Source organism: Aerosakkonema sp. BLCC-F183 (assembly GCF_041929145.1).
Classification (GTDB): Bacteria; Cyanobacteriota; Cyanobacteriia; order Cyanobacteriales; family Aerosakkonemataceae; genus Aerosakkonema.
This window is the reverse complement of sequence record NZ_JBHFNU010000054.1, coordinates 42,834-52,185: the sequence shown is the minus strand read 5'-3', so window position 1 is coordinate 52,185 and position 9,352 is coordinate 42,834. Positions and strand designations below refer to the sequence as shown.

Here is a 9,352-nt window from a genome sequence, read left to right as displayed (position 1 = left end):
CAATAAAAGATTTGGATTCCCGGAATTTCAATGGGATTTCCACATTGGTAGCAAGTTCCGTATTGGTGACTTCCAAGCAAATTATTTTGACTCATCTAATGCTAATTTAAACTGTTTCTGTTGTTCAACAGAAAGTTTGTTCCATAGTTTCGCCCGGAACGAAGCCACTTCATTTGATGGCATCATTTTTTTGAATTTTTGAATTAAATCCCAAATAAGCAACAGAGCTTCTTTAACTAATTCCTTATCAGATTCAGTGCAAGCAAGTGTAATGTACATTGCTAAATTATCAACCTCTTTATCAATTATTTCTGGGTTTAAATATTCTTCAGCAATTTCTTCTGACTCTGCATTCGCTTCTACATTTTCTACCTCACTCCCCCCCTTGAGGCTCAGGTGTCCGTCTAATGTCTGCACCTCAGTCTGGGTAAGTGTTTCAGCTTTTGGTTCTAAATTAGTGTCCAATGTTGTCGAATGTGTGTCCAATATCGTGTCCAATGTCTGTATTTCAATCTGGGCAAGGTTTTCAAACGTTGGATCGGTGTCGTTGACAGGCGATTGGGGGGGGGAGTGTTCTGGAATAGTGTCCGGTGTTGATTCTGATTGAATTAATGGCAATCCATAGACTTTGAACCGACGATTCTTTTCTGATGGACGCTTAACTAATAGACCACGTTTGCAGAGGCGATCGAGTGCTTTATAAAGTGCATCGGCTTGACCGCCAACTTCCTCTCGAATTTCTGAAACTTCTAATCTGGTAGTTGGATATTTGGTTGAGAAAAGCAGCAGGATTTTTTCGGACAAAGTTTTAGCTGCTGAATCATCTATCTTTCCTTGAACAACTGAATAACGACCAGTTTCTGGATCGAGTTTTACATCCCATTTAAATAGCTCAGAACCACGCATTTTTACTGCTGATAATGATTTGACATTGCCTTCTCCTTCAAGAAGAAGTACAGCACTGCAAGCTCCAGCGATCGCTGTATTTCCACGCAACTTTGCTACTCCTTTTTGCTCAGAGTTTTTATTGCAGTGGTGAATTAAGAGGATGGCACATCCATATTTATTGGCCATGCTTTCCAGCCAATAAATATTAGCTTTAGCCTGAGATGAGTTTTCGTCAAAACTTTCGTCCCGATGGATGGCTGCGAAACTATCCATCATTACAAATAGAGGGCGGAAATCATCTAAATATTCTTCAAATTCTTGTTTTTGGGAAATGTCCCAATCGGTTACAAATTGCCACTGGTCATTAAACGTAAATCCCCGGTTGATAAATTTGTCCTGCGCGAAGCATGGTTGCTCATCTGACGAAACAAACAGAACTTTTCCCGGTCGATCGATATCTTCACCAAGAAAGGATTCCTGGTACAAAATGCTGGCTGCCATATCGTAAGCGATCGTTGTCTTACCAGCCCCCGGCGCTCCACCCAGGATAGTCACGCCCCGACCGGGAACAATGCCGGGTATAAGCCATTTAATACCTTCAGTTTCTAAAAGGATAAATTCAGCGCCAGTAAAGCGTTTAGCTTTTGGTACAGTCGATCGCCCTTTGATGAAATCAACTAATTCCTGTAATTCCTTGGCTGAGATTCGGTAATTGGCACAAATTTGCCCTTTCATCCGCATCTTTTTGAATGGATCGGATTCATTGGAGTAGGCCAAAACCTCTAACTTAAATACCTCATCTGGATTTGGCTGATTGCTTGGTGGCAAATTGCCCGATCCATTTCTACCCCCATTCCCCAAATCAGATCCGCCACTGTTTTCAGTTTCAGGTAAGGATTTTGAGCCAGAACCAGACGAACTAGATGAAGCAACCAAAGCAGGAACTTGCTTTTGTGTATATTTCCAAGCTTTTACACAATTGGCTATAGCATCATCAGTTAGGCACGCCGTTGGATTTTTCTTTTGAGCGTAATCCCAAATGGTTTTAGCTTCGTGGGCAGGGAGTGGGGGATTGCAGCGATTTGCGAATTCCTCAAATAATCCTCGCGCACTGCCAGCGTACTCAATTCCCAGATATTCAAGTCTGGCTGCTGTTCCGATTAAATCCCGCACCAGCGCCGCACCTGACTTGTTGCGATTTCCCTCTGCTACTCCGCCTAGAAAATCCCGGTGTTGTTTGGTTAGACAATTTTCGAGTGGGATTTTTTGAGTAGGTGTGGGGATTGGGGTAGGTGTGGGGACAAGTGCGATCGGTGCGATCGGTGAAATAATTGCCTTCAATTGTTCGTAGTTATAGGTTTTTGCTGATTTTGAAACGATCGCCGCAACTTGTTTGGTTCCTTGATGCACAGACCCAGCCAAACGCATCACACGGGATGGATTTTTAATTGAGCGATCGGCATCTGCGAATTCTAATAAATCAGCTTGTAGCGTTTTCCACTGTTCGATCGGGATAGAACGATCGAATACCCAGTAACTATGGATGGATTTACCACCAGTATCTACCTGAAATGTTGGTTCAGGTAAATTCAGATGTTGCCAAAGCTCACGCTGAATATCCTTTGATAAATTGTCATGTTCATAAAAAATAGCCCGACCAGATTTAACTTCGGCGTCAGTATCTCCTCCGTTAATCACAAGGTATAAGTTGTAACCATATTTTTGTAATTCCTGAAGTTTTTCATAAGGCAACTCATCTCCTTTACATTTAATTTTTTGACAGCGGCTATTCTTCCCAGTTTTAATTGCTCTAAAAAGTATTACGTCATCAAGTCCATACCCAAGCAAGGTCAGTTGGGTTTCAATGCCTTCAATCAGAGTCAGATTTTGTGATGTCATAATTTTTGTTCTTGTTCCAACATTTTTCGAGTAATTGGCGACTCCAGATGATTTCATAAAGCTGCCGCATTTTTCTTCGTATTCAATTATTTTGGAATTCATATTGAAATTCCAAGGTTTTTGTAAATGCTTCTACATCGCATTCTCGGATTTTCTTGATCCAAGATTTTCGATTTCCATCCCAACTGAACCCAGTTTGTTTGGCTAATTCCCGGTTGTTATAATTCACCAAAGCTTTTAGCTCAACAAATGGAGAATTTGAGCGTTCGATTGCATCTGTAATCATCATTGGCAAGATTTCTTTTTTACGATTAAAACATTCAACCAAAAGCCGAACATCATCACCTGCACGATGAACTGTAGAAACTCCAATTCCTAACCACAGAGCTAAATCAATTAGCTTAAAACCACCGTAGGAATTAACTGATGGATACTCCCAATTAATATCTCTCATGGCACACAACCACTTTTGTTCACCTAAAATTTGGTTTACCAATGGTGCATCAAATTCGGCATTGAAGGCGATCGCATAATCTGTTATCTCTGAAAGTTCCTTCATTAACATTAGCGATCGATCCAATAAAGTTGAGGATGCTAATGTTAGCTCAAAAGGAATTTGATTGATTGATTCGGCATCGTTGTAGGTGACAGGCATTAGAGTTGATATTGATGCGATCGCTCCTGTTGTTCTTTCATTTTCACCAATCTGGTAAAATGTCGCAGCAATTTCGCAAACGCTATCAATTTTGTCGGTTCCTGTTGTTTCGGTATCAATTACTAACAGTTTCATTTTCCTTTTTGAGTAAGTAAGTGTGTGGTTTGGTTATACTTGATGATTTAATGAGCAAAACTTTTCCTTCTTTGGATAATTTATGAAGAATTTCTCTTACCCATGAAGGATTAAATTCTGCTGGCATTTCTTTGGATAATTCATAAGCTGTTTTGGGATTGTTTTCTGTCAGAAAATCTAGAATTGTTTCTGATAGCGAAATTCTCGAAAATGTGAAAAGTTTTTTGTTTCGCAGTTTCCGAGATATTTTTCTAACTTTTTCAACCGGCCATCCAAGACTATTTGCTGCTTTTGATTTCCAATAAGTCTGAATTGAGTTCGATCGCAACCAATTCAGCAAAATTTCTTCATCTGTAGAAAGTTTTTGAATTGGTCTACCTTTTTTAGCAGGTTTATTACAACCTGGAGTTGTTTTTACTATTGGTTTTGATGGTTTGAGTGGGAGTACAGTTGCACCAAATTTTTTTATGCAATCAGCGCAGCGTCGATTTGTTAACTCGCGGAAAAGCTTTTTACCGATCCGATCGCGGCAACTCTGACACCATCCGTAACTCATACAGCTAACTCCAACTGCAAAGTTTTTGGTGACCATTTCCACGAAGGTTCGGAAAGTCGGTAAATCCATAAAATTTTTTGGCTGCCGCTGACACTGCCTCGACTTGTTTCTCTAGCGCGGGTTTTTTGGGTCATTCCCCAGCGGGTGAAATTAGCAGCTTGGTAAACAATGCCTTCGTGACCGACTCCCAAATCTGCATGAGCCAGAATTAATTTGAGGTGATAGGGCAGTTCTGGGAATACTGGTGGATGATGCTCGATCCAGTCGCGTTGAACACGCCGCAGCATTTTAGCGATCGCACATGACCCAATATTTGAAGCATGACCATTACTTTGCTGATTTTGAACTGATGGATCGATCCATAGCCGGGAAATACAGAGAACTTGCCATGCTGTAGGTAGATGCTTTTCGCCACTAACCCATTTATCTTGTGTCGTGAACAAGTTTTTCTGGCGGTTCCAATGAGGAATTGCCATGATAATTGTTCCGATCGCTTTCCCATCAAGGTTGATTGAATAAGCGAATGGCATGGCACGGCGATCGACTGGCTTGTGTAGGTAGTGATGCTGGGTTACTAATTGTTGTGCCCATTTTAGGTTGCAGCGTTCTACTGAAATTCTGTGTTTGAGTGGCAGGTTTTCTTTCATTTGTGCTAAGCCTCTAGGCCACGTAAATGTTTTTGCTGACTTTTGTGGCGAGTGTTTGCTGTATGTGTTAAGCCTCTAGGCCACATCTTTGTTTGTTTTTGATTGGATTGTCGGAGGCACACTGTTGTTAAAGAAGAATTGCTTGAGAGCTTCTTCAATTAGTGTTGAAGCTGGCTTGCGGGAAGAAGCCGATCGCAATCTCAATTCCATATCAACTTCATCTGATAGGCAAATCGTTCTTTTCAGCTTGTCCATCTTCTTGAATACGTAGTTACGTTTACATAGTAACGTATTTACGGATTCATGTCTAGTAAAGTTTTGTTGAAGTAAAAGGTGTTAAGGGTAGGTGCAACTATGGATGAAGAAGCCAGAAAAAGATTTGCTGAGGCTGTCAAGGTTTTGCGAGGCGATCGCGATCGAGAGGAATTTTCAAAAATTGTTGGTGTGAGTAGGCCAACAATTATCGGCTGGGAAACCTGCAAGAATACACCAAAGCGCGAAAGCCTTGAGCTTATTGCCCAGATGCGAGGCGAAACCTTGGATGAATTCTTGAGCTATCTCAACGGCGCAAAGCGTCGCGATCCGTTGGAGCGCTTGCTAAACCAGATTGCTGGACTTTCGCATGAGCAGCTTGCTATTGTTCTGCGTGCGATCGCGGATCGTCTCGGCTCTTAACAAAAATTTATTTGTTGGTGCATTTACATATTTACGTAAAGCGTGCTATCCTAAAATAGGAAAGCGAAAAGGTTAGTTCATGATTGAGGATCTAGTAAATCCAATGGGATTAGATTCGATTCCATTGGGTGAAAGAAAGAAATTACCAGAAATAGCCTGCATTTATTTTGTAATTGACTCAGATGATCAGATTCAATATATTGGGTCAACTATAAATTTAAAGATTCGGTGGGCTGGACATCCAAAGTATCAAGAACTTAATGATTGCAGAATAAGTTGGTTGCCAATTACTGAGGCCAGTTATTTGGAGGCGATCGAAGCTCAGTTTATTGCGAAGTATCGTCCACCTCTAAATAAGCATAACAATCCCTTAGTTGTTGATACAAAAAGCCCGAACTTCAAAGAAAAATTTTCTCGGTTAATTATAGAGCTAAAAGGAGATAAAAGCTACCGAGAGATAGCAGAAGATTTAGGTGTCTCTCACCCAACAATTCTAGCCTGGGAGCAAAAGGAATCATCACCACGCATAGAAAATTTGGTTCCGATCGCTAAATTGCGTGGAGAAACCTTACAGGAATTACTTGATTATCTTAATGGCACAGCTTCAAAAACAGGGATTGAAAGACTACTTGAGTCAATAGATTCCATAGCACCAAATCATTTGGCTTCATTGCTTCGTGCGATCGCTAATCGTTTAGAAAATCTGTAGAGGTGAATGATGGCTAAACTACCAACAACATTTACAACGCTTGATTTACAAGGATTTGACATAGATTCTAATCAACAACACACCAGCATCAACCGCCAAATGGTTGATTTAGCTTGCGCTGTACTTCAGAAAAATAGATTAGGTGTAGTAACGCGATCGGTTCAAGCAGCGCTGAAACACATCTATGGTATTGGTGGTTCAGCAGACACTGTTTGCCAACTACTCAAGGAATGGCGTGCTGAGAATTTGTCGAATCTGAAACAAGGCAAGAACGAGAAAGATTTAGTTTCAGCAATTCTGGAAGCGTCTGATGATGGATTACTTGAGGAAACTGATATTCCTGAAGAATATCTGACGGTAACAAAGCAGATGGCGATCGCAACATATCGGCTTGCTTACCAAAAGGCTGATACATCGGTTGCAGGCGATCGCATGAAAACACTTGCTTCTGAAAACGACTTGATGCAACGTCAACTGAAAGATTTTCCACAGTTGCAGCTTGAGTTGAATTTCTACAAGGGTGAATATGAACGCCAACGCAATGAACTGCGTGAAGCATACATGAATCTGAATAAACAGCAGTTGGCTGATTCAGATAATTTCCGCCAACAGTTGGATTCTCTTTATCAGGAGCGTAATGAGTTGGTTGGTAAACTAGCTGTGGCTGAAAAGCGGTTGACTGAATTGGCTGATTTTGAAGCTAAGGAACGCGATCGCAGCGGTGAAATTTCTCGATTAACTGGTCAGCTTGAAGCCCGCGAACGTGAGATTTCCAGCCAGCATGAACAAGTCCAAAAGTTACAGGCTCAAGTTGGTGAAAAGCAGGTTTTGGAGAGTCAATTAGACCAATTAAAAAATCAGCTTAAAGAAGCTAACGAAACTATTACACGCTTACAAGCACAACAGAAATCTACTTCAGCTTTGGAGGTTGATGTAGATGTGGAAGGTTTGCAAGCAGCTAATGAAAGTTTGGCCAAAGAATTAGCTGAATTACAATCACAATTGGCTCAAAAGTCTGATTCTTTCACCAATACAGTTCTTGAGCAAAAAGTTGATGATTTGGAAGCATTGAATCGATCGCTTGAACAGGAACTTGAGCTACTTAGATCTCAGCTTTCTGGATTCCAGTCAACTGCCAAAAAAAACGGCAAAGTACCAGTAGCAAGTAGCAAATAATGTTTTGATATTCCCAATAGCATAACGCAGGAATTGCTATTGGGAATCGCATCGATCAGGGACAAGGTTAATTATGCCAGAAATCAAGTCAGAAATCGAATTAATGTTGGCTGCGCGGTTTCCACTTCTCTATGTAGTAGCCGCTGAGGAAGAAACAGTAGAAGAAGAATTTTTAACTATTGCTCAAAATCGAAAAGCTCAAATCTACTTTTACGATTTTGCAAGAGGTTGGAGTGACAAGGAAGGTGCAGATAAAGGCAATCCAATGAATGCACTTTTGAGGATTGCAAAATCTCCTAAAGACCAGCCAACAATTTTTGTGATGAAAGACTTAGGGTGTTTGATTGCGCCCGGTGGAAATGGTCAAATTACCGCAGGTCAATTGCCGTTGGTGAGGGAGATAAAAAATCTGGCACGAGAGATGGCACGCGATCGCCGTTGTTTAGTCATCCTGTCAGACCAACTCAGACTACCTGCTGAACTCCGCGAAGAAACGACAGTTGTAGACTTTGAGCTTCCCAGCATCGAGGAGATATCTGAACTGGTCGATCGCTTGGTTGGCAAGAAATTAAAGGTATCGTCGGAACATCGGGAACAACTGCTCAAAGCTTGTCAGGGTTTGACTCGCTGCCGTATGACGCGGGTGCTAGCGAAGTGTCTGGCCAAGTCAGGAAAAGTTGATGAAACCAGCATCGATGCTGTCATCGACCAAAAGCGGCAAACTATTCGGGAGACGGGCATTCTCGAATTTATTCCCGTTCAGTCTGGTCTTGAAGCAGTTGGCGGTTTGGAGAATTTGAAAGCTTGGGTAAGAGTTCGATCGCATTCATTTACTGATGCTGCACGGGCTTATGGTTTACCAAGTCCAAAGGGTGTTTTGTTGGCTGGGATTCAGGGAACTGGTAAATCTCTGAGCGCTAAAACGATCGCACAAGAATGGAAACTACCACTGTTGCGCCTTGATGTTGGGCGGCTATTTGGTGGCATTGTGGGTGAAAGCGAGTCACGGGTACGGCAAGTAATTAAGTTGGCTGAAGCTATTAGCCCGTGTTGCCTCTTCATAGATGAAATCGAAAAATCGTTCTCCAATGACCAATCCAACGGAGATTCAGGAACCAGTCGCAGAGTCTTTGCCACATTGTTGACCTGGATGCAAGAGAAAACCGCTCCCGTGTTTGTGGTTGCGACTGCCAATAATGTTGATTTGTTGCCTGCTGAATTAATTCGGAAGGGCAGACTTGATGAATTATTTTGGGTGGATTTACCCAATCAACAAGAGCGATCGCAAATCTTTAAAGTTCATCTCAGCCGATTACGTCCTAATCGTACTGATTTTGATTTTGAATTATTGGCTAATCGCTCTAAAGATTTCTCTGGCGCTGAGATTGAACAAGTTATTTATGAAGCCATGCAAAACGGGTTCAGTCGCAACGAAGAATTTACGATGGGCGATTTACTGGATGCGATCGCCTCTTGTGTTCCCTTGTCTCGAATCGCTCAACGTCAAATTGAATTGCTCAAATCTTGGGCTGTTCGGAGCGGTGCTAAATCTGCTTCCTTTCAAGACAATAGCAGTGAATCCAAACAGATGCTTGCGCTTTTAGAAGTTGATTCTTGAGGAGCAAACATAATGAAACAACCAAATTTATCACCAAAGGCTCAATATGTAGCGGGTGTCCTGCGAAAACATGGATTCCGTTACTGTGAAAAGCAATTTCTATTTTTGGGCAATTGTGCAGAATCGGCAGGTGATTGGCTTATTGGCGGAGCTTATCAGGAGCTTGGATTAGATGCTGTTTGCGAAGGTCAACTTTTCTTTAAGGAATTGCCAGAAAATTGCGATCGCACAATGCTTGAATCAGAAGTCGATCGCATTAAAGCTTTGATACTTGAAACTGAAAAAGAATCTGAAGGATTTAGGCTTGAATAGCTTGCAAACCTATTTAAAATGCCTTTTGATCTAAATGCAGGCTGGAGTAAATAAATAGCATAATTGGCGGTTCGCTACCGCC

General features: G+C 41.6%; 10 protein-coding genes. 5 read left to right on the top strand and 5 right to left on the bottom strand.

Going from position 1 to position 9,352, the window contains the following annotated elements:
- Window positions 1-81: 81 nt before the first annotated feature.
- The 5 genes from ACE1CD_RS15910 to ACE1CD_RS15890 all read right to left on the bottom strand — a co-directional run bounded on the left by ACE1CD_RS15910 (window position 82) and on the right by ACE1CD_RS15890 (window position 5,035).
- Complete coding sequence (locus ACE1CD_RS15910) at window positions 82-2,787, bottom strand: AAA family ATPase (protein WP_374825419.1); 2,706 nt, start codon at window positions 2,785-2,787, stop codon at window positions 82-84.
- An 82-nt stretch (window positions 2,788-2,869) separates the two neighbouring features.
- Complete coding sequence (locus ACE1CD_RS15905) at window positions 2,870-3,577, bottom strand: 3'-5' exonuclease (RefSeq protein WP_374825417.1); 708 nt, start codon at window positions 3,575-3,577, stop codon at window positions 2,870-2,872.
- The gene (locus tag ACE1CD_RS15900) at window positions 3,558-4,133 is read right to left on the bottom strand and encodes a hypothetical protein (RefSeq protein WP_374825415.1); all 576 of its coding nucleotides are present in this window, start codon (window positions 4,131-4,133) and stop codon (window positions 3,558-3,560) included. The genes ACE1CD_RS15905 and ACE1CD_RS15900 overlap by 20 nt, the downstream gene beginning before the upstream one ends.
- Window positions 4,130-4,780 carry a hypothetical protein gene (locus ACE1CD_RS15895; protein ID WP_374825413.1) on the bottom strand — a complete coding sequence of 217 codons (651 nt, stop codon included), beginning with the start codon at window positions 4,778-4,780 and terminating at the stop codon, window positions 4,130-4,132. Before ACE1CD_RS15895 ends, ACE1CD_RS15900 begins: the two co-directional genes overlap by 4 nt.
- A gap of 75 nt (window positions 4,781-4,855) precedes the next feature.
- Window positions 4,856-5,035, bottom strand: a complete 180-nt coding sequence (locus ACE1CD_RS15890) for a hypothetical protein (RefSeq protein ID WP_374825411.1) — start codon at window positions 5,033-5,035, stop codon at window positions 4,856-4,858.
- 99 nt (window positions 5,036-5,134) lie between these two features.
- Here ACE1CD_RS15890 and ACE1CD_RS15885 point away from each other — a divergent pair, with 99 nt between their 5' ends.
- From ACE1CD_RS15885 to ACE1CD_RS15865, 5 genes are all read left to right on the top strand, one after another.
- Window positions 5,135-5,455, top strand: a complete 321-nt coding sequence (locus tag ACE1CD_RS15885) for a helix-turn-helix transcriptional regulator (RefSeq protein WP_374825409.1) — start codon at window positions 5,135-5,137, stop codon at window positions 5,453-5,455.
- Window positions 5,456-5,534: 79 nt separating this feature from the next.
- Window positions 5,535-6,164 (top strand): helix-turn-helix domain-containing protein, encoded by a 630-nt coding sequence (locus tag ACE1CD_RS15880; RefSeq protein WP_374825407.1) that lies wholly within the window; start codon window positions 5,535-5,537, stop codon window positions 6,162-6,164.
- Window positions 6,165-6,173: 9 nt separating this feature from the next.
- Entirely contained in the window at window positions 6,174-7,340 is a 1,167-nt protein-coding gene (locus ACE1CD_RS15875) for a hypothetical protein (protein WP_374825405.1), read from the top strand.
- 73 nt (window positions 7,341-7,413) lie between these two features.
- Complete coding sequence (locus tag ACE1CD_RS15870; RefSeq protein ID WP_374825403.1) at window positions 7,414-8,958, top strand: AAA family ATPase; 1,545 nt, start codon at window positions 7,414-7,416, stop codon at window positions 8,956-8,958.
- A 12-nt stretch (window positions 8,959-8,970) separates the two neighbouring features.
- Entirely contained in the window at window positions 8,971-9,270 is a 300-nt protein-coding gene (locus ACE1CD_RS15865; protein ID WP_374825401.1) for a hypothetical protein, read from the top strand.
- Window positions 9,271-9,352: the final 82 nt, after the last annotated feature.

Excerpts from the sequence above, each read along its gene's own strand:
- ACE1CD_RS15890 (WP_374825411.1), bottom strand. The coding sequence starts at position 5,035 with ATGGACAAGCTGAAAAGAACGATTTGCCTATCAGATGAAGTTGATATG.
- ACE1CD_RS15865 (WP_374825401.1), top strand. The coding sequence starts at position 8,971 with ATGAAACAACCAAATTTATCACCAAAGGCTCAATATGTAGCGGGTGTC.
- ACE1CD_RS15905 (WP_374825417.1), bottom strand. The coding sequence starts at position 3,577 with ATGAAACTGTTAGTAATTGATACCGAAACAACAGGAACCGACAAAATT.
- ACE1CD_RS15875 (WP_374825405.1), top strand. The coding sequence starts at position 6,174 with ATGGCTAAACTACCAACAACATTTACAACGCTTGATTTACAAGGATTT.
- ACE1CD_RS15870 (WP_374825403.1), top strand. The coding sequence starts at position 7,414 with ATGCCAGAAATCAAGTCAGAAATCGAATTAATGTTGGCTGCGCGGTTT.
- ACE1CD_RS15885 (WP_374825409.1), top strand. The coding sequence starts at position 5,135 with ATGGATGAAGAAGCCAGAAAAAGATTTGCTGAGGCTGTCAAGGTTTTG.
- ACE1CD_RS15910 (WP_374825419.1), bottom strand. The coding sequence starts at position 2,787 with ATGACATCACAAAATCTGACTCTGATTGAAGGCATTGAAACCCAACTG.
- ACE1CD_RS15880 (WP_374825407.1), top strand. The coding sequence starts at position 5,535 with ATGATTGAGGATCTAGTAAATCCAATGGGATTAGATTCGATTCCATTG.
- ACE1CD_RS15895 (WP_374825413.1), bottom strand. The coding sequence starts at position 4,780 with ATGAAAGAAAACCTGCCACTCAAACACAGAATTTCAGTAGAACGCTGC.
- ACE1CD_RS15900 (WP_374825415.1), bottom strand. The coding sequence starts at position 4,133 with ATGAGTTACGGATGGTGTCAGAGTTGCCGCGATCGGATCGGTAAAAAG.